Raw genomic sequence first — 19,820 nt, 5'->3', positions numbered from 1 at the left:
AAATCCATGAAAAACAAAACAGGCTCAGAAAAACTACATTAATACGGATCAGAATCCATCCCTGAAAACATGGGGTATTCCACGGCTGATATGGTTTTTTAGTTTTTAGCTGAATCTGTGACGTCTTGAGCTGTAGGTGCATAGTCGCCCCCATAGAAACCGCTGCCGTCGAGCGCGGTCAGCCATGATGAGGTAGCGAGATGTATCGGTACGATGAGTACGACCGGGCGCTGGTATTCGAGCGTGTGGCGCAATTGCGTGATCAGGTCGAACGGTTTATCGCTGGCGACTTGAGCGAAGAAGAATTCCTGCCGCTGCGCCTGCAAAACGGCCTGTACCTGCAAAAACATGCGTACATGCTGCGTGTGGCGATTCCCTACGGCACCCTCGGTGCACAGCAGCTGCGCACCCTGGCGAGCATTGCCCGGGATTACGATCGCGGCTACGGCCACTTCACCACGCGCCAGAACATGCAGTTCAACTGGATCGAGCTACAGCAGGTGCCCGACATCCTGCAGCGCCTGGCCGAAGTCGACATGCATGCGATCCAGACTTCCGGCAATTGCGTGCGCAACATCACCACCGAAGCCTTTGCCGGGGTGGCCGCCGACGAGCTGCTGGACCCGCGCCCGCTCGCGGAAATCCTGCGGCAATGGTCGACCATCAACCCCGAATTCCTGTTCTTGCCGCGCAAGTTCAAGATCGCCATCTGTTCGGCACACCAGGACCGGGCGGCGATCATGATGCATGACATCGGTCTCTATCTTTATCCGGATACCGACGGCGAGATGCTGTTGCGCGTGCTGGTAGGCGGTGGCCTTGGGCGCACGCCGATCCTCGGGTTGCAGATTCGCGATGGCTTGCCCTGGCAGCACCTGCTGTCTTATGTCGAGGCGGTATTGCGGGTGTATAACCGCCATGGCCGACGCGATAACAAGTACAAGGCGCGGATCAAGATCCTGGTCAAGGCCCTGGGCATCGAGGCGTTTTCCCGGGAAGTGGAAGAGGAGTGGCAGCACCTGCGCGACGGCCCGGCGCAACTGACCACGGACGAGTACCAGCGTGTGGCCGCAGCCTTTGTGCCACCGCCCTATCAGGCACTGCCCGATACCGACCTGGATTATGGCACGCAGATGGCTGACAGCCCGGCGTTCGCACGTTGGGTGACGCGTAATGTGCAGCCCCACAAAGTGCCGGGCTATAGCAGTGTGGTGCTGTCCACCAAACCTGGAATTGCCGCGCCGCCTGGCGACGTGACCGCCGCGCAGATGGATGCGGTGGCCCAGTGGGCCGAGCAGTTCGGCTTTGGCGAAATCCGCATCGCCCATGAACAGAATATCGTGCTGCCGGATGTGCCCAAGGCGCGGCTGCATGCCTTGTGGTCCCTGGCCTGTGCGCAGGGTTTGGGCAGTGCCAATGTCGGCTTGCTGACCGATATCATCGCCTGCCCTGGGGGCGACTTTTGTGCGTTGGCCAATGCCAAGTCGATCCCCATCGCCCAGGCGATCCAGCAGCGCTTCGACAACCTTGACTACCTGCATGACCTGGGTGATATCAGCCTGAATATCTCCGGCTGCATCAATGCCTGCGGGCATCACCACATCGGCAATATCGGCATCCTGGGTGTCGATAAAAATGGCAGCGAGTGGTACCAGATCACCCTGGGGGGCGCCCAGGGCAAGGCCAGCGCGTTGGGCAAGGTGATAGGTCCAGCGTTCAGCGCTGCACAAGTGCCTGATGTGATTTCACGCCTGATCGCCACCTACGTTCGCTACCGGGAAAGCGACGAACCCTTTATCGACACCGTGCAACGTATCGGCCTGGAACCGTTCAAGGAGCGGGTGTATGGCGCGATGGTGCAACCGGCATGAACAATCTGTTGAGCCTGGAACAGGGGGTGGCCGCAATCAAACTCGATGACCCCTGGACGTTGGTGCGCGACGCCGAAGCACCGCTGCCCGAGGGCGCCCTGATCCTGCCATTGGCCCTGTGGCTGAGCCGGCGCATTGCGCCAGACCCGCCGCACGACGCAGTGTGGCTCGGCCCGGATGATGAAGTGGAACACTTGCAGCCGTGGTTGGAGGTATTGCCGCTGATTGCCCTGGATTTCCCCAGCTTTCGCGATGGTCGCGCCTACAGCCAGGCCTACCTGCTGCGCACGCGCATGGGCTGGCAGGGCGAGTTGCGGGCGGTGGGGGATGTGCTGCGCGATCAGCTCAGCCATATGCGCCAGTGCGGGTTTGATGGGTTTGCCGTGCGTGAGGACAAATCGGCAGCTGACGCGCTCAAGGGTCTGGCGGGCATGAGTGTGAGCTATGGCCGCTCGGTGATTGAGCCGCGGCCGCTGTTTCGCCGGCGTTGATGTTGAGCAGGAGCGCCCAACTGCGGGGCAAATCGAAGCTGCGAACTAACCCGCACTTGGGGGCTGAAGGCAGGTTATTTTCCAAGAGTTGGCTATACCTGTAACTTCACGTTTCGACGATAAACACCAAGGAGTCGCACCATGAAGCTAGGGCTAATGATCAGCACACTATGTATTGCCTCACTCGGGGTGACCGGGTGTGCGAGTAAAGTCCCCCAGCCGGACGAATACTCGGGCTTTCTCTCGGACTACAGCCATTTGCGCGAAGCCAAGTCGCCGTCTGGCGCAGAGGTGATGCGCTGGGTCGATCCTAAGTTGAATCTGAACCGCTACACCTCGGTGTATATCGAGCCCACTCAATTCTTCCCCAAGCCCCAGGCCACGGCGCAAATCCCCGACGCCACGTTGCGCAGCATCAACGAGTATTACAACCAGGCACTCAAGCGTGAGCTGGTCAAGTCACTGCCACTGGCCAACGGCCCGGGCCCTGGGGTGATTGTGGTGCGGGCGGCGATCACGGCGGTCAGTCGCAAGACTGAAGGCCTCAAGCCCTACGAATTCATTCCGGTGGCCCTGGTGGCGGCAGCGGTCAGCACCGGCACCGGGATTCGCGACCAGGAAACCACCCTGGGCACCGAGGCACAGTTTCTCGATGGCGACAGTGGCCGTGTGATTGCCCAGGTCGTGCGCAAAGGCACCGGCAAACCCCTGGAAAACGACACCCAAGTCATGACCGCAGCGGATGTGAAGGGTGTGATGGATGGCTGGGCGGCGGACTTGCATCAGTCGTACGTCAAGCTCAAAAACAAATAACCCATCCCACATGTAGGAGCTGGCACGCCAGTTCCTACAAAGGGGTAGCTAACATGCCTTTGACTTTATCGCGCAGTTGATCGATGGAGAACGGCTTGGCAATCATCTGCACGCCCGGGGGCAACTCGATGTTTTCGGCATAGCCGCTGGCAAGCAAGATGGGCAGGGCCGGGCGCAATGTGCGGGTCTGTTGCGCCAGTTCCTTGCCAGTTATGCCCGGCAAGCCAAAGTCGGTCATCATCAGGTCGATCACATTGGCGCCATCTTCTATAAGTCCCAGCGCCGTTTCGCCGTCTTCAGCCTCAAGCACCTTGAACTCCAGTTCTTCGAGTACATCGACGATCAGCATGCGCACGATGGCGTCGTCTTCGACTACAAGGATGGTAGAGGCAGCGGTCATAGTGAGGGTTCCCAGATGGTTGAGGTGCAGGTCTTGAACAGTTGAACGACCATCTTCTAATGAGTCGCGGCGATCCCGGCAAGTTCCCCAAACGGGGCGCGCATTGTGCCGATAATCAGGCTTGATGTCCTGGGTGTGTCGTTGAAATACGGCATAAACATAGCCGTCGTCGTCGAGTTTGGGGCAAACTTCCGGTTTTTCCGCACTTGGCCAAGGCACGCCCATGACTCCCGCTTCGTCAGTCGATGAAAACAGCTTCCGCAAACTCCTGAGCCGCAACGTGGCATTGCCACTGGGTGTAGGGGTTCTCAGTGCGGTGTTCTTTGTGTGCCTGATCACTTATCTGTTGTCGGTGATCCAGTGGGTGGAGCACACGGACCGGGTGATCAACAACCTCAATGAAACCGCCAAACTGACGGTCGACCAGGAAACCGGCATGCGCGGTTTCCTGATTACTGGCGACGAGCATTTCCTCGACCCCTACGAAGTGGCCAAGCCCCGGATCATTTCCGACCTGCGCAACCTGCAGGTCCTGGTCGCCGATAACCCCCAGCAAGTGGACCGACTCAAGCGCCTGGAGTCGCTGCAACTGGAGTGGAACAACTACGCCCAGACGATGATTGAGATGCAACGGCAAGAGGGCGATTACCGCGGCGCGGTGAAGGCCGGGCGTGGCAAGCGCCTGACCGACGAAATTCGCAAGGAGTACGAGGCCGCGATTGCCATGGAGCAGCAGTTCCGCCTTGATCGCAACGCAGAAGTGACCCGCACCACGGTGTTTAGCGTGGTGATCTACTTGCTGTTCGTGCTGGGCCTGAGCGGCTTTTTGGCGTATGTCGGGAGGAAGAATCTATTAGCCCTTTCAGACAGTTACAGCGCCAACCTGGCCTCGCAACTGAAGATTGCCAAACGCCTGGAACAGCAAGCGTGGCTGCGCAATGGCCAGACTGAACTGGCTGAACAGGTGCTGGGCCAACTGACGTTGAACCTGCTGGGGCGCAATATTCTGCAATTCTGCGCCCAATACATGGGCTCGGTGGTGGCTGCACTGTATGTGCGGGAGGAACACGGCGGCCTCAAGCGCGTGGCCGCGTATGGCTTCTCGCGGGAGCAGGAGCAGCAGGAGCAGGCGATTTACCGTGACGAGGGCATTGTCGGCCAGGCCGCCCAGCAACACCGTTTGATTCGCCTGGACGATGTGTCGGTGGACTACTTCAAGGTCAGCTCCGGCCTGGGTGATGGTGCACCGCGCAGCGTGCTGGTGGTGCCGACCAGCGATGATGATCGGGTCAACGGGGTCATCGAACTGGGCTTCCTGCGTCCTCTGGAAGAGCGCGATGTGGAGCTGCTGGAGCTGATCGCCGGCAATATCGGCACTTCTATCGAAGCGGCGCGCTACCGCCAGCGTTTGCAGGAAGTGCTGGCCGAGACCCAGCAGCTCAATGAAGAGCTGCAAGTGCAGCAGGAAGAACTCAAGACCGCCAACGAGGAGCTGGAAGAGCAGTCGCGCATCCTCAAGGAGTCCCAGGCCCACCTGGAGACCCAGCAGGCCGAGTTGGAGCAGACCAACGAGCAATTGGCCGAGCAGAGCCAGATCCTCGCCGACCAGCGCGATGCCATGGACCGCAAGAACATCGAGCTCAATCGCGTGCAGGTCGAGTTGGAGGACCGTGCCGATGAGTTGGAGCGCTCCAGCAAGTACAAGTCCGAGTTCCTCGCCAACATGTCCCACGAGTTGCGCACGCCCCTCAACAGCTCGCTGATCCTGGCCAAGCTGCTGGCAGAGAACTCCGATGAAAACCTCAGCGCCGAACAGGTCAAGTTTGCCGAGTCAATCTACTCGGCAGGCAACGATCTGCTCAACCTGATCAATGACATCCTGGACATTGCCAAGGTCGAGGCCGGCAAGCTCGATATGCGTCCCGAGAACACCAGTGTGGCGCGCCTGGCAGAGGGCATGCGCGGCATGTTCGAGCCGTTGGCCAGTGACCGCAAGCTGGGCTTCCAGATAGAGGTGCAGCCCGGTGCGCCGCTGATGTTGTTCACCGACCGCCAGCGTCTGGAGCAGATCCTCAAGAACCTGCTGTCCAATGCCGTCAAGTTCACCGAGAAAGGCCAGGTCAGCCTGACCATTTCCCGCCAGCCGGGTGAGGGCATTGCCTTTACCGTGCGTGATTCGGGGATCGGTATTGCCCCGGACCAGCAGCAAAGCATCTTCGAAGCCTTCCGCCAGGCCGATGGCACCACCAACCGCCGTTACGGCGGTACCGGTCTGGGGCTGTCCATTTCCCGCGACCTGGCCACCCTGCTGGGGGGCTATATCAATGTCACCAGTGAGCCGGGCCAGGGCAGTATCTTTACCCTGGTGCTGCCGGAACAGTACGTTGAACGCGATGAAGACGCGCCCGCCATCGAGCGCCCGCAGGCCGCGATGATTGCCCCGGCACCCGTAGCGCCCATCAAGGTGTCGCCGTTGCCCATGGCCGACGAAGCGTTGATACCGCGCTTTGCCGACGACCGCGAGCAAGCCCCGTTCACCACCCGCTGCATCCTGGTGGTGGAAGACGAGCCGAACTTTGCGCGGATCCTCTTCGATCTGGCCCACGAACTGGGCTATCACTGCCTGGTGGCTCATGGCGCGGACGAGGGCTACACCCTGGCCGAACAGTATCTGCCGGACGCGATCCTGCTGGATATGCGCCTGCCGGATCACTCCGGGCTCACCGTGCTGCAGCGCCTCAAGGAGCACGCCGAGACCCGGCATATCCCGGTGCATGTGATTTCTGTCGAAGACCGCGTCGAAGCCGCCATGCACATGGGCGCCATCGGTTATGCCGTCAAGCCCACCACCCGCGAAGAGCTCAAGGACGTGTTTGCGCGCCTGGAGGCCAAGCTGACGCAGAAGGTCAAGCGCATCCTGCTGGTAGAAGACGATGACTTGCAGCGCGACAGCATTGCCCGCCTGATCGGCGACGAAGACATCGAAATCACTGCCGTCGGTTTCGCCCAGGAGGCCCTGGACCTGCTGCGCAGCACGGTATACGACTGCATGATCATCGATCTCAAGTTGCCGGACATGCTGGGCAACGAGTTGCTCAAGCGCATGGCCACCGAGGATATCTGTTCGTTCCCGCCAGTGATTGTCTACACCGGGCGCAACCTCACCCGGGATGAAGAGGCGGAACTGCGCAAGTATTCGCGCTCGATCATCATCAAGGGTGCCCGCTCACCTGAACGGTTGCTGGACGAAGTGACACTCTTTTTGCACAAAGTCGAATCCCAGTTGTCCCAGGAACGGCAGAAGATGCTCAAGACCGCCCGCAGCCGCGACAAGGTCTTCGAAGGGCGCAAGGTGTTGCTGGTGGATGACGATGTACGCAACATCTTTGCCCTCACCAGTGCCCTGGAGCATAAAGGGGCGGTTGTGGTGATTGGCCGTAACGGCCGTGAAGCCATCGAGAAACTCAATGAGGTCGAGGACATCGACCTGGTACTGATGGACGTGATGATGCCGGAGATGGATGGCTACGAGGCCACTGCGTTGATCCGCCAGGATCCGCGCTGGCGCAAGCTGCCGATCATTGCGGTGACGGCCAAGGCCATGAAGGACGACCAGGAGCGCTGTCTTGCGGCCGGGTCCAACGATTATCTGGCCAAGCCCATTGACCTGGATCGGTTGTTTTCGCTGATCCGTGTTTGGCTGCCGAAGATGGAACGCATTTAAGTGGATCGAAGTACTGATATTGAACTGCGCTTGTTGATCGAGGCGATCTACCTCAAGTACAGCTATGACTTTCGTGATTACTCCGGGGCTTCGGTCAAGCGGCGTGTGGCGCATGCGTTGCGCCAGTTCGACTGCAAGACGATCTCGGCCTTGCAGGAGCGGGTGCTGCACGATCCCACGGCGTTCATGCAATTGCTGCAGTTCCTGACCATCCCGGTCAGCGAGATGTTTCGCGACCCCTCGCACTTTCTGGCGATACGCCAGGAAGTGGTGCCCCTGCTCAAGACCTACCCATCGATCAAGATCTGGATCGCCGGGTGCAGCACTGGGGAGGAGGTGTATTCCATGGCCATCCTCCTGCGCGAGGAGGGTTTGCTCGAACGCACGATCATTTATGCCACGGATATCAACCCCAACTCCCTGGAAAAGGCCAAGCAAGGGATCTTTTCCCTGGAGAGCGTGCGTGCCTACACCCACAATTACCAGCAGGCCGGTGGCACTCAATCGTTTGCCGACTACTACACGGCGGCCTACGATTACGCGATCTTTGACAAGACGCTGCGGGAAAACGTGACGTTTGCCGACCATAGCCTGGCGACCGACAGTGTGTTCTCCGAAACACAATTGATTTCATGTCGTAACGTTCTGATTTATTTCAATAAAAAGTTGCAAGACCGGGCGTTTGGATTGTTTCATGAGTCGCTGTGCCATCGCGGCTTCCTGGTGCTGGGCAGCAAGGAAACCCTGGATTTTTCCGCCTACAGCAAGCAGTTCGAACCCTTGGTCAAGCAAGAACGGATCTACCGCAAATCATGAATGAAGCTGCTGCCAGCCCGGCGTCTGTGTCGGGCGTCCAAGCCATTGTCGTCGGCGCATCCGCGGGTGGGGTCGAGGCGTTATTGAGCATTTTTGCTGCCTTGGCGCCAGGGTTCAGCCTGCCGATCATCGCAGTGCTGCACCTGCCGGATGAGCGCCGCAGCCAGTTGGCCGAAGTGTTTGACCGGCGCCTGCAGATGCCGGTGGTAGAGGCGCGGGACAAGGAAATGATCCAGCCCGGCACCCTGTATTTTGCCGGGCCTGGCTATCATTTGTCGGTGGAGCATGACCGCAGCCTGTCCTTGAGCCAGGAAGATCGCGTCCATCACTCGCGCCCGGCCATTGATTTTCTGTTTGAATCGGCTGCTGACGCCTATGGCCCGAATTTGCTGGCGATCCTGTTGACCGGCGCCAACCAGGATGGCGGGCGCGGCTTGGCCCAGGTCAAGCAGCTGGGCGGCATCACGGTTGTCCAGGACCCTTTGGAGGCGCGGGTGGACGTGATGCCCAAGGCGGCCCTGGCGCTGCATACACCTGACTATATTCTCACCTTGAGCCGCATTGGCGATTTGCTGGCTTCCCTGGAATCTTCCCCATGTTAACTACTGTCCAGGCCAAACTGCTGATCGTCGACGATCTGCCGGAAAACCTGCTGGCCCTTGAAGCGCTGATCAAGCGCGAGGACCGCCAGGTCTACAAGGCATTGAGTGCCGACGAGGCCTTGTCGCTGCTGCTTGAGCACGAGTTCGCCATGGCTATTCTCGATGTGCAGATGCCCGGTATGAACGGCTTCGAGCTGGCCGAGATGATGCGCGGCACCGAAAAAACCAAGAACATTCCCATTGTGTTTGTCAGCGCCGCCGGGCGTGAGCTCAACTACGCCTTCAAGGGCTACGAGAGCGGCGCAGTGGATTTCCTGCACAAGCCGCTGGATATTCACGCGGTCAAGAGCAAGGTCAACGTGTTCGTCGAACTGTATCGCCAGAGCAAGGCCATGAAGCTGCAGGTCGAAGCCCTGGAGCACAGCCGCCGCGAACAGGAAGCCCTGCTGACGCGCTTGCAGGCCACCCAGGAGCAATTGGAGCAGGCGGTGCGGATGCGCGATGACTTCATGTCTATCGTGGCCCACGAAGTGCGTACGCCCCTCAATGGCCTGATTCTGGAAACCCAACTGCGCAAGATGCATCTGGCGCGCAACAACGCCAGTGCGTTCACCCTGGACAAGATGCATGCCATGGTCGACCGCGACGAACGGCAGATCCAGAGCCTGATCCGCCTGATCGAAGACATGCTCGATGTCTCGCGCATTCGCACCGGCAAGTTGTCGATTCGCCCGGCGCGGTTTGACCTGACGCAACTGGTGCGCAACCTCCTGGAAAACTTCGCCCCACAGGTGGCAGCGGCCGACTCTTCGATCCAACTGCACGCCGAGCAACCGGTGGAGGGCCACTGGGACGAGTTCAGGATCGAACAGGTGGTGTCGAACCTGCTGACCAACGCCTTGCGCTACGGGGCCAAGAGCCCGGTGGATGTGCGGGTGTACGCCGAGCATGGCGAGGCGCGGGTGGAGGTGCGCGATCGTGGAATCGGCATCAGTGAGGACAACCAGAAGCGCATTTTCCAGCAGTTCGAGCGCGTCACCGACAAACATGCCGTGGCCGGACTGGGCCTGGGGCTGTTTATTTCCGAGCAGATTGTCGCCGCCCATGGCGGTACTATTGAGGTCGAAAGCCGGATAGGCGAGGGTGCCTTGTTCCGGGTGTGCCTGCCGATGGTGCTGGAGGCATGAAATCATTCAGCAATCCAACGCAACCTCTGCGTGACCCCATGGTCGTAACTGCAGCAACTGACCGAGCAAAGGCTTCCCATGAGTGAAGATGCACAAGATGTCGTACTGATCGTTGAAGACGACGAATCAATTATGTTTGTGCTGGGTGAATACCTGGCAGGCCTGGGGTATCGGGTTTTAAAGGCGATAGATGGCGAACAGGCCTTCGAAATCCTTGCCAGCAAACCCCACCTGGACCTGATGGTCACCGATTACCGGCTGCCTGGGGGCATTTCCGGGGTGCAAATCGCCGAGCCCGCGATCAAGTTGCGACCGGAACTCAAGGTGATCTTCATCAGTGGCTATCCCCAGGAAATTCTCGACTGCAACAGCCCGATCACGCGCAATGCGCCGATCCTGGCCAAGCCGTTCGACCTGGATACGTTGCACGAACATATCCAGCGTTTGTTGGCCTGAAAGGCGTTACAGAGTCGAAACCTGACACTTCGTTATGTGTGTACCGAGCCGGCGCAGTCAGGTGGCGCGAATCATCTCCCGCACCGTCTGCGTCAGTAATTCAAAGGTGAACGGCTTGGTAATCATCTGCATACCCGGGTCGAGAAACCCGCCGCGTACCGCGGCATGTTCGGCATAGCCGGTGATAAACAGAACTTTGAGCCCTGGCCGCAGTTGGCGGCCAATTTCCGCTAATTGCCGACCGTTCATACCGGGCAGTCCAACGTCACTGATCAACAGATCAATCCGCTGCTCAGACTCGATGATCGGCAACGCGCTGTTGGCATCACCCGCTTCGACAAAGGCATAGCCCAATTCGCTCAATACCGCGCTGACCAGCACCCGCACGGCCGGATCGTCCTCGACAATCAATACGGTTTCGCCGGCGTTGGCAAATGGCAGCTGCGGCGGGTTGAGGGGTTCCTCAGCAATTATTTCACCCGCAAAGCGTGGCAGGAACAGGCTGACTGTGGTGCCCTGGCCAACCACGCTGTGAATGGTCACATGGCCGTGGGATTGGCGGGCGAAGCCATAGATCATCGAGAGGCCCAGCCCCGTACCCTGGCCGATGGGTTTGGTGGTGAAGAAAGGGTCGAAGGCGCGGCTGACAACCGTGTCGGGCATGCCGCAACCGGTGTCGCTGACGCTCAACTCGACATAATCGCCGGGATTGAGGGTGCCGTAGGCTGCGGTGAATACGCTGTCGAGATGGCGGTTGCTGGTTTCCACCACCAACTGCCCGCCGTTGGGCATGGCGTCGCGTGCATTGAGCGCCAGGTTGAGCAGGGCACTTTCCAACTGATTGGGGTCGGCTTCGGCGATCCACAGCTTTTCCTCGACCCGAACATCCAGGGCGATGCTCTCGTTGAGACTGCGCCGTAGCAACTCGCTCATGGACGTCACCAGGTGGTTGATCTCCACAGGTTTGGAGTCCAGCGACTGGCGACGGGAAAACGCCAGCAGGCGGTGGGTCAGGCCGGCGGCGCGGTTGGCCGAGGTGACACCCAGGTCGATCAGGCTGTCGAGGTCTTCGGTGCGGCCCCGGGCAACCCGCCTTCGTAGTAGCTCCAGGCTGCCGATGATCCCGGTGAGCATGTTGTTGAAGTCGTGGGCGATACCTCCCGTCAACTGACCGACGGCTTCCATTTTCTGCGCCTGGCGCAGTGCTTCTTCGTTGGCGCGCAACTGCGCCGTACGTTCCTCGACCTGTTGCTCCAGGGTTTCCAGGGTGCTTTGCAGGCGCTGTTCACTTTGGCTGAGGTCGATCATTCGGTCGCGGGCCTCGTACTGGCGCCGGCGGCCGCGCAAGGCAGTGGTGACCAGGCTGATCAAGGTGACCGGGTGGAATGGGCGCTCCAGCAAGGTGATGTTGCCTAGCAGTGCGCTCAGGTGTGAGGACGCGTTCTGTTCGCTACCGCCGTGGTGGGTGAGCAGCACGATCGGCAAGTCGGACCAGGCGGGCTGCTGTTGCAGGTAAGTCAGCAACGGTTCGAGATCGGCGCCGCGCAAGGCTTCTGCAGCAATAATCAGCAGGCCGGCACCGTCCTCCAGGGTCTCGCACAGCAAAGGCAGGCTGCTCGCAGTCACGGCGCCAAATCCCGCCTCGTTGAGCATCATTGTTGCCAGCGAGCTGTCGCGCCCCAGGGGCGCCAGAATAATTGCACGCTCGAATGTCTCGGCCCGCGCCGTCACGAACTCTCATCCTTGAGCAGCGGCTTGCCGGCACCCATGTACGTGGGCACACCGCGCAACACGCCCTGGAACGCCTCGAGGGGTTCGCCGATGGTCATCCCGGTGCCGCTGATGCGGTACTCTCGGATGGTCGACTCATGCCTGCCGGTGCGTTTCTTGATGATCGAAATGGCACGGCGCACCTTGCCCAGGGCTTCGAAGTAGCGCAGCAGAATAACCGTGTCGGCCAGGTAGGTAATGTCCACTGGCGCCTGCATGTCACCCACCAGGCCGTGTTGGGCTACGGTCATAAAGGTCGCTGCGCCGCGCCGGTTGAGGTACAGCAACAGTTCGTGCATGTGCAGCACCAGGGCGTTTTCTTCGGGCATCGCCGCCTGATAGCCGTTGATGCTGTCGATGACCACGGTCTTGATCTGGCGTTCGTCGACGCAGCGCCGTACGCGATGGGAGAACTCTCCGGGCGACAGTTCGGCGGCGTCCACCTGTTCGATCAGCAGGTTGCCGGTGGCTTGCAGCGCCTCCAGGTCGATCCCCATGTTTTTCATGCGCTCAAACAACAGGCCCAGCTCTTCATCGAAGATAAACAGTGCGGCCTTTTCCCCGCGGGCCACCGCCGAGGCAGCAAAAATCATCGAAATCAACGATTTGCCCGTGCCGGCAGGGCCAAGGATCAGCGTGCTGGAGCCGGTCTCGATACCGCCGCCGAGCAGGGCATCCATCTCGCTTATGCCACTGGTTAAGGTCTGGCGGTTGTAGCCGCCGCGATGCTCGGCGGCCACCAGGCGGGGGAATACATGCACACCGTCGCCCATGATGGTGAAATCGTGAAAGCCGCCCCGGTATTTCTGCCCGCGGTACTTCACCACGCGCACCCGGCGACGTTCGGCGCCGTAGTTGGGGGTCAGTTCTTCCAGGCGAATCACCCCGTGGGCCACGCTGTGTACGGTTTTGTCCAGGGCTTCGGTGGTCAGGTCATCGAGCAGCAAGACCGTGGCTTCATAGCGCACAAAATAATGTTTGATGGCCAGGATCTGGCGGCGGTAACGCAACGAGCTTTGCGCCAGCAGACGGATTTCCGAAAGGCTGTCGAGCACCACACGGGTCGGCTTGACGCGCTCCACGGCTTCGAAAATCTGCCGGGTGGCTTCGCCCAGCTCCAGGTCCGAGGAGTACAGCAGGCTTTGCTGATGTTCGGCGTTCAGCAGGCTTTCGGGGGGTGTGAGTTCAAAAATATGGATGTTGTCGTCCAAGTCCCAGCCATGGGATGCAGCGCCCTGGCGTAATTCGCGCTCGGTTTCAGACAGGGTGATATACAGCGAGCGTTCGCCATTTTTTGCCCCCGCCTGAAGGAAATGCAGGGCCACCGTAGTCTTGCCCGTACCTGGCTCGCCTTCGAGCAGGAACAGGTGGCTGCGTGACAGGCCACCGTTAAGAATGTCATCAAGACCTTCGATACCGGTCGCCGCCTTTGCTGTGAACAGCTCTTTGGATGTAGACAAGAAGTGCCCTCGGATCACTTATCAAGTAGAGGGCGCGTGCCTGAGCAAACGCGCCATATTTACTTGACCGTGGTGCTGATTGGCGGTTCAACGTTTTGTTAAATATGTCGGGTGCCGGCAACGGGCACCGTCCTCACAGGCCCTGTTGCAGGGCTGGATCATCAGGGTTTTGCTGCTCCAGCTGCGCCAGCAGTACTTGAACGTTCTGCAGTTGGCCGCTTTCTTTCCAGTAGTTGACCAGCAATACCCGCGCCTTGCGGTTGGCCGGGTGGCGCTGGATGATTTCTTCCAGCTGGCGCTGCGCGGCCTCCAGTTCGTCCTGGTCGTGCAGGGTGGTTGCCAGGTCGTAGCGGTAATCCTGATTGTCTGGCTCAAGCTCCACCGCCTTGGACAGCCCGAGCAGGGCGTACGCGCGTTCACCATGGTGCAGCAACCACATGCCCAGGGCGTGCTGCAGGTAGGCCGAATCGGGATGAGCCTGTAACTGCGTGGCCAGAACCTGGCGGGAATCATCGACCTTGCCCTGTTTATCCAGCAGTTCGATGCGTGCAACCACCGCCGGCAGGTTATCCGGGTCCAGGCGCAATGCCTGTTCCAGGGCATGTTGCGCTTCGGGCAGCAGGGCGCTGTGGATGTACAGGCGTGCCAGCTGAATCCAGCCTTCGGCGCTTTCGGGCTGGGCCTTGAGGTACTTTGCATACTCATCCAGCACTTGCTGCAAGGGGCCGAAATACAGGCCCAGGGTGTCGGGTGACAGGCCCAGCAAGGCGTTGGCAGCGGCAAACCGCACGCTTTGTTGTTCATCCTCGAGCAACGGCCCGAGCAACAGGGTGCGCTGCCCGCTGGGCACCAAGCCGACGATGCTGGCAATGGCTGCCTGGCGCACCAGGGGGGATTCGTGGCTCAGGTCCTTGTCCGCCAGTTTCAATGCCTGGGGGCTTGGATAGTTGTGCAATTCGTTGTGCAGGGCGGCGCGGCGCACGTCCGACAGATCTGGCCGGCCCAATTGCTGATACAGCACCCGTGCGGCGCCGGGTTCGCCGTTATGCGCCTGTTTCAGGGCCTTGGAGTATCCGTGGGCAATGGCCGGCGGTACGGACACGCTGGGCGTGCGGGTGAAATACCAGAACAGCAGTGCGACAAACAACAGGGCGCTCAGGCCGATGATCGAGTAACGGCGTGACTTTGACATGCAGGCGTCCGAAAGCTGGGCAGCTAGTGCAAAGTGGTCAGCTTCGGTCAGACACCGACGAGTGTCAAACCTGGCTCACGTCAGCACATAGTCCACGGGCTCCAAGGGCGGCGGTAGGGTGGTTTCGCCCAGGGCGGCGAGGATCTCGCGTTCCAGGGCGCGCACGATGGCATTGCACGGCAGGTCGTTCTCGTCGAAGCCGAAGGGGTCCTCCAGATCGTCACCGATTTCGTCCAGGCCAAAGAAGGTGTAGCTGACGATGGCGGTGAAAATCGGCGTCAGCCAGCCCAGGGGCTCGGCCATGGCAAATGGCAGCAGGATGCAGAACAGATAGATGGTGCGGTGCAGCAGCAGGGTGTAGGGGAAGGGCAGCGGCGTGCTTTTGATCCGTTCGCAAGCGGCCTGTACCTGGCTGAGCCCCACCAGGCGGGTTTCCAGTTGGGTGTAGCGCCAATCGCTGATCCGTCCCTGTTGCGCGGCGTCCGAGCATTGGGCGCCGAGGGTTTGCAGGATGTGATCAGGCAGGTTCGGGTGGTGGGACTCCACGCTGGTCCAAGGCTTTATGGCATGGGCCTCGTCTTCCAGGCGCAGGCGCGCGACCAGGCCGTGGGCAAAGCCGCACAGGCCGCGCAACAGGCTTTCGCGCTCGCCGGGCCGGGTAAAAACCTGGCTTTCGCGGATCAGCGAGCGGATCTCAATGACCATCTGCCCCAATTGCTTGCGGCCCTCCCACCAGCGGTCGTAGCAGGCGTTGTTGCGAAAGCTCATGAAGATCGACAGCGACAGCCCCAGCAGGGTGAACGGGGTCGCGTTGACCTTGGAAAAATAGGCTGGGTGCAGGGTTTCCACCAGTACGATCACCGAGGCCAGCAGCGTGACCAGCAGGCTGCGCAGGGCAATACGCTTGGCAATCGAACCCTTGAGGGAGAACAGGATGCCGAACAGGTTGGGTTTGGGGCGGACAATCATCGAGGGCTTCTTCGGTGGCGCAGGCCCTCAGATTAGAAGCTGGTGGGCAGGGCGTCCAATCGCTTGCGTTGACTGGCCGATTGTCGGGCTCTATGGGCATTGGCATCTAAACAACTGAACCCCCCCTGTGGCGAGCGGGCTTGCCCGCGCTGGGCTGCGAAGCAGCCCCAATAAGCCGAATGCGGTGTATCAGATTCTCCGTAGCGGCTGGTTTTGGGGCTGCTCCGCAGCCCAGCGCGGGCAAGCCCGCTCGCCACAGACGGCAGCTCAACACGTCGCATCATTGGCCAAACCAGTCAGCCACATTGAAAGCTTTGACCATTGTCCGTGCGCCGCTCTGGCGCCACTATTTGCGCAGCGTCACCCCGCAAAAGCACGCCCCCCAAAAACAACAAAAGACACAGGGATTTGCCACGATGCGCGATTATTTGGCTGCGACTACCGAGTTCAACTACCAGCAAACCGTCGAGGCCGCACTGGCCGGCCACTTGCAAGGGCTCAATGCCTGCGTTGAATGCTGCGACCGGCATGCACTGCCGGGGCGGATTGCCTTGTTCTGGGAGGGCAAGGATGGCCGCAGCGCCACCTCGACCTTCATTGAATTGCAGGATCAGGCGGCGCGTTTCGCCAATTTCCTCCTGGCCCAGGGCGTCAAGCGTGGCGACAAGGTCGCTGGCCTGCTGCCGCGCACCGCCGAACTGCTGGTGACGGTGCTGGCCACCTGGCGCATCGGTGCGGTCTATCAACCCTTGTTCACCGCGTTCGGCCCCAAGGCCATCGAACACCGCCTCAACAGCTCCGGCGCGGCGCTGGTGGTGACCGACGCGGTCAACCGCAGCAAACTGGCGGAAGTTGCCGATTGCCCGACCATCGTCACGGTGGCCGGCGCCAAGGGCGAAGGCATTGTGCGCGGTGATTTCAGCTTCTGGGCCGAGCTGCCCAACTATTCCAATGTCTGCGAACCGGTATTGCTGGGCGCCGATGATCCGTTCCTGCTGATGTTCACCTCTGGCACCACCGGCCCGTCAAAGGCCCTGGCCGTACCGCTCAAGGCCCTGGTCGCGTTCCAGAGCTACACCCGCGATGCCGTGGACCTGCGCCCTGAAGATGCGTTCTGGAACGTCGCCGATCCGGGCTGGGCCTACGGTATCTACTTTGGCGTGACCGGACCGTTGTCCATGGGCCATCCGATCACCTTCTACGATGGCCCGTTCACCCTGGAAAGCACCTGCCGGGTCATCAATAAGTACGGGATCACCAACCTCACGGGTTCGCCTACGGCCTACCGCCTGCTGATTGCCGGTGGCGAGCAGTTCGCGCGCTCGATCAAGGGCCGGCTGCGCATCGTCAGCAGCGCCGGCGAGCCGCTCAACCCGGAAGTGATCCGTTGGTTTGCCGACAACCTGGGTGTGACTATCCACGACCACTACGGCCAGACCGAGCTGGGCATGGTGCTGTGCAATCACCATGGCCTGGAGCACCCGGTGCATGTCGGGTCTGCTGGTTTTGCCTCGCCGGGGCACCGCATCGTGGTGCTGGATGACAACCACCAGGAATTGCCCGCCGGCCAGCCCGGGATCCTCGCCATCGACCGCGAGCAGTCGCCGATGTGCTGGTTCGCCGGCTACGACGGGGTCAAGACCAAGGCTTTCGTCGGCAAGTATTACTTGAGCGGCGACACCGTGGAGCTCAATCCCGATGGCAGCATCAGTTTTGTCGGGCGCAGTGATGATGTGATCACCACCTCCGGCTATCGCGTGGGGCCATTCGACGTGGAAAGCGCCTTGGTTGAGCACCCGGCCGTGATCGAAGCCGCCGTGGTCGGCAAACCGGACGCAGAGCGCACCGAGCTGGTCAAGGCCTTTGTGGTGATCAACAGCCAGTACCGCGCCGACGCTGCGCTGGCCGAGGAGTTGCGCCAGCACGTGCGCAAGCGCTTGGCGGCCCACGCCTACCCGCGGGAAATCGAATTTGTCAGCGACTTGCCCAAGACCCCGAGCGGCAAGCTGCAACGGTTTATTTTGCGTAACCAGGAAATCGCCAAGGTCCAGGCAGCGACCACGGCTTGATCCCTCTTCAAGGAAACAATGATGCAGATCGAGAACAAGGTATTTATGGTCAGCGGCGGCGCTTCGGGGCTCGGCGCGGCCACCGCCGAAATGTTGGTGGCGGCGGGTGCCAAGGTGATGCTGGTGGACCTGAATGCCGATGCCGTGGCGGCCCAGGCGGTTAAGTTGGGCGCACAGGCGCGCAGTGTGGTGGCGGATATCAGCCAGGAAGCGGCTGCCGAAGCGGCAGTACAGGCGACCGTCGCGGCATTTGGCGCCCTGCATGGGCTGGTCAACTGCGCAGGCGTGGTGCGTGGCGAGAAAATCCTCGGCAAGAACGGGCCCCATGCCTTGGCAAGCTTTGCCCAGGTGATCAACGTCAACCTGATCGGCAGCTTCAACCTGCTGCGCCTGGCGGCGGCCGCTATCGCTGAATCCGAGGCCGATGCTGACGGTGAGCGCGGCGTGATCATCAATACCGCGTCAGTGGCCGCTTTTGACGGCCAGGTCGGCCAGGCCGCCTACGCGGCATCCAAGGGCGCGATTGCCAGCCTGACCCTGCCGGCTGCGCGCGAACTGGCGCGCTTCGGTATCCGCGTGATGACCATCGCCCCAGGCATCTTTGAAACACCGATGATGGCCGGCATGACCCCGCAAGTACGCGACTCCCTGGCGGCCGGCGTGCCGTTCCCGCCACGCCTGGGCAAGCCGGTCGAGTACGCTGCGCTGGCGCGGCATATCATTGAAAACAGCATGCTCAATGGCGAGGTGATCCGTCTTGACGGCGCCTTGCGCATGGCGGCCAAGTAAGGAGGTTTTTGCATGACTCAGCTCCACGATCCGATTGTTATTGTCAGCGCCGTACGCACGCCCATGGGCGCGTTCCAGGGCGACCTCAAGGGTTTGACCGCGCCGCAATTGGGCGCCGCGGCGATTCGTGCCGCCGTCGAGCGAGCAGGTATCGCCCACGACGCAGTAGACGAAGTGTTGTTCGGTTGCGTACTGCCCGCAGGTCTCGGCCAGGCCCCGGCACGCCAGGCCGCCCTGGGCGCTGGCCTGGACAAGTCGACGCGTTGCACCACGCTCAACAAGATGTGTGGTTCGGGCATGGAAGCGGCCATTCTGGCCCATGACTCGCTGCTGGCCGGTAGCGTGCAGGTGGTGATCGCCGGGGGCATGGAGAGCATGTCCAACGCCCCCTACCTGCTGGATCGGGCGCGTAGCGGCTACCGCATGGGCCATGGCCGAGTGCTTGACCATATGTTCCTCGATGGTCTGGAAGACGCCTATGACAAGGGCCGCCTCATGGGCACTTTTGCCGAGGATTGCGCCGAAGCCAACGGTTTTACTCGTGAGGCCCAGGATGCCTTTGCCATCGCCTCGCTGACCCGTGCCCAGCAGGCAATCACTGCCGGTAGCTTCAGTGCCGAGATCGTCCCGGTGCAGGTCACCGTGGGCAAGGAACAAAAGACCATCACTGACGACGAGCAGCCGCCCAAGGCGCGCCTGGACAAGATCGCCACCTTGAAGCCGGCGTTTCGCGAAGGCGGCACGGTGACTGCGGCCAACTCCAGTTCAATTTCCGACGGTGCGGCGGCCTTGCTGATGATGCGCCAGAGCGAAGCGCAAAAACGCGGGCTCAAGCCCCTTGCAGTGATCCACGGCCATGCCGCGTTTGCCGATGAGCCGGGCCTGTTCCCGGTGGCGCCGGTGGGGGCGATCCGCAAGCTGCTGAGCAAGACCGGCTGGAGCCTGGGGGATGTGGATCTGTTCGAGATCAACGAAGCCTTTGCCGTGGTCAGCCTGGTGACCATGAGCAAGCTGGAAATTCCCCACGACAAGGTCAACGTCCACGGCGGCGCGTGCGCCCTGGGGCACCCGATTGGCGCATCTGGTGCGCGCATCCTTGTGACCCTGCTTTCGGCCCTGCGCCAGAAAGGGCTCAAGCGTGGTGTCGCGGCCATCTGCATCGGTGGCGGTGAAGCCACGGCCATGGCCGTCGAGTGCCTGGATTAAGGAAT

General features: G+C 60.9%; 16 protein-coding genes. 11 read left to right on the top strand and 5 right to left on the bottom strand.

Annotated elements, in window-relative coordinates:
• Positions 1-200 precede the first annotated feature (200 nt).
• The 3 genes from BHC62_RS23090 (at position 201) to BHC62_RS23080 (ending at position 3,175) form a co-directional block, all read left to right on the top strand.
• A complete protein-coding gene (locus tag BHC62_RS23090) occupies positions 201-1,871 on the top strand; it encodes a nitrite/sulfite reductase (RefSeq protein ID WP_070996272.1) in 1,671 nt (556 codons plus the stop codon).
• Complete coding sequence (locus tag BHC62_RS23085; protein WP_029294721.1) at positions 1,868-2,362, top strand: DUF934 domain-containing protein; 495 nt, start codon at positions 1,868-1,870, stop codon at positions 2,360-2,362. The genes BHC62_RS23090 and BHC62_RS23085 overlap by 4 nt, the downstream gene beginning before the upstream one ends.
• A gap of 141 nt (positions 2,363-2,503) precedes the next feature.
• The gene (locus tag BHC62_RS23080; protein ID WP_070996271.1) at positions 2,504-3,175 is read left to right on the top strand and encodes a DUF3313 domain-containing protein; all 672 of its coding nucleotides are present in this window, start codon (positions 2,504-2,506) and stop codon (positions 3,173-3,175) included.
• A gap of 34 nt (positions 3,176-3,209) precedes the next feature.
• Here the strand turns inward: BHC62_RS23080 and BHC62_RS23075 are convergent, their stop codons facing one another.
• Entirely contained in the window at positions 3,210-3,575 is a 366-nt protein-coding gene (locus BHC62_RS23075) for a response regulator (RefSeq protein ID WP_070996270.1), read from the bottom strand.
• Between the two features lie 223 nt (positions 3,576-3,798).
• Between BHC62_RS23075 and BHC62_RS23070 the strand changes: the two genes are divergently transcribed.
• From BHC62_RS23070 to BHC62_RS23050, 5 genes are all read left to right on the top strand, one after another.
• The gene (locus BHC62_RS23070) at positions 3,799-7,299 is read left to right on the top strand and encodes a response regulator (protein ID WP_070996269.1); all 3,501 of its coding nucleotides are present in this window, start codon (positions 3,799-3,801) and stop codon (positions 7,297-7,299) included.
• Positions 7,300-8,115 (top strand): protein-glutamate O-methyltransferase CheR, encoded by an 816-nt coding sequence (locus tag BHC62_RS23065; RefSeq protein ID WP_029290490.1) that lies wholly within the window; start codon positions 7,300-7,302, stop codon positions 8,113-8,115.
• Positions 8,112-8,717, top strand: a complete 606-nt coding sequence (locus BHC62_RS23060) for a chemotaxis protein CheB (RefSeq protein ID WP_070996268.1) — start codon at positions 8,112-8,114, stop codon at positions 8,715-8,717. Before BHC62_RS23065 ends, BHC62_RS23060 begins: the two co-directional genes overlap by 4 nt.
• A complete protein-coding gene (locus BHC62_RS23055; RefSeq protein ID WP_070996267.1) occupies positions 8,711-9,904 on the top strand; it encodes a hybrid sensor histidine kinase/response regulator in 1,194 nt (397 codons plus the stop codon). The genes BHC62_RS23060 and BHC62_RS23055 overlap by 7 nt, the downstream gene beginning before the upstream one ends.
• Before the next feature lie 78 nt (positions 9,905-9,982).
• Positions 9,983-10,360 carry a response regulator gene (locus BHC62_RS23050; RefSeq protein ID WP_029290496.1) on the top strand — a complete coding sequence of 126 codons (378 nt, stop codon included), beginning with the start codon at positions 9,983-9,985 and terminating at the stop codon, positions 10,358-10,360.
• 57 nt (positions 10,361-10,417) lie between these two features.
• Here BHC62_RS23050 and BHC62_RS23045 read toward each other — a convergent pair whose 3' ends face one another.
• The 4 genes from BHC62_RS23045 to BHC62_RS23030 all read right to left on the bottom strand — a co-directional run bounded on the left by BHC62_RS23045 (position 10,418) and on the right by BHC62_RS23030 (position 15,751).
• Complete coding sequence (locus BHC62_RS23045) at positions 10,418-12,091, bottom strand: response regulator (RefSeq protein WP_070996266.1); 1,674 nt, start codon at positions 12,089-12,091, stop codon at positions 10,418-10,420.
• The gene (locus BHC62_RS23040) at positions 12,088-13,590 is read right to left on the bottom strand and encodes an ATPase domain-containing protein (protein WP_070996265.1); all 1,503 of its coding nucleotides are present in this window, start codon (positions 13,588-13,590) and stop codon (positions 12,088-12,090) included. Before BHC62_RS23040 ends, BHC62_RS23045 begins: the two co-directional genes overlap by 4 nt.
• Before the next feature lie 133 nt (positions 13,591-13,723).
• Positions 13,724-14,782, bottom strand: coding sequence for a tetratricopeptide repeat protein (locus tag BHC62_RS23035; protein ID WP_029290502.1), 1,059 nt, complete (start codon positions 14,780-14,782; stop codon positions 13,724-13,726).
• Between the two features lie 75 nt (positions 14,783-14,857).
• On the bottom strand, positions 14,858-15,751 hold the full coding sequence (locus BHC62_RS23030) for a bestrophin family protein (RefSeq protein ID WP_070996264.1): 894 nt from the start codon (positions 15,749-15,751) through the stop codon (positions 14,858-14,860).
• 416 nt (positions 15,752-16,167) lie between these two features.
• On the opposite strand from BHC62_RS23030, the gene BHC62_RS23025 reads away from it, so the two are divergent.
• Genes BHC62_RS23025 through BHC62_RS23015 form a run of 3 tightly spaced genes read left to right on the top strand, consistent with a single transcriptional unit; the run spans position 16,168 to position 19,815 of the window.
• Positions 16,168-17,820: an AMP-binding protein gene (locus BHC62_RS23025; RefSeq protein WP_070996347.1), complete on the top strand. Its 1,653-nt coding sequence runs from the start codon at positions 16,168-16,170 to the stop codon at positions 17,818-17,820.
• Positions 17,821-17,841: 21 nt separating this feature from the next.
• Positions 17,842-18,609, top strand: coding sequence for an SDR family NAD(P)-dependent oxidoreductase (locus BHC62_RS23020; RefSeq protein ID WP_029290508.1), 768 nt, complete (start codon positions 17,842-17,844; stop codon positions 18,607-18,609).
• Positions 18,610-18,621: 12 nt separating this feature from the next.
• Complete coding sequence (locus BHC62_RS23015) at positions 18,622-19,815, top strand: acetyl-CoA C-acyltransferase (RefSeq protein ID WP_070996263.1); 1,194 nt, start codon at positions 18,622-18,624, stop codon at positions 19,813-19,815.
• Positions 19,816-19,820 lie beyond the last annotated feature (5 nt).

Origin of the sequence: Pseudomonas sp. 06C 126 (genome assembly GCF_001855215.1) — a bacterium.
GTDB classification, from domain to species: domain Bacteria; phylum Pseudomonadota; class Gammaproteobacteria; order Pseudomonadales; family Pseudomonadaceae; genus Aquipseudomonas; species Aquipseudomonas proteolytica.
The sequence above is the reverse complement of the archived record's forward strand: the minus strand, read 5'-3'. Positions and strand labels throughout refer to the sequence as shown.